We start from the raw sequence: 203 nt of genomic DNA, 5'->3' as shown, positions 1-203 counted from the left end.
ACCAATGTAGAAGACGGACAAATTGCAACGGTAGTCTTAAACGGAACTACCTATTCTCCTGTAGTAACAGGGAATGCCTGGACTTTCGATATAACCGCTGTGGAAGCCCAAGCTTTAGATGCTAATGAAACGATTACTGCAGATGTGTCTAATACTGCAGGGAATGCTGCAACTCAGGCTACTCGTGATATAACACATGTAGT

1 protein-coding gene is annotated in these 203 nt (G+C 43.3%); it reads left to right on the top strand.

Annotation, left to right across the window (positions count from 1 at the left end; genetic code table 11):
• On the top strand, positions 1-203 hold a 203-nt coding region (locus tag Q0871_RS18685), incomplete at both ends, for a hypothetical protein (RefSeq protein WP_299326629.1).

It is taken from the genome of uncultured Maribacter sp. (assembly GCF_947500985.1).
Taxonomy (GTDB): Bacteria; Bacteroidota; Bacteroidia; order Flavobacteriales; family Flavobacteriaceae; genus Maribacter.
The sequence above is the reverse complement of the archived record's forward strand: the minus strand, read 5'-3'. Positions and strand labels throughout refer to the sequence as shown.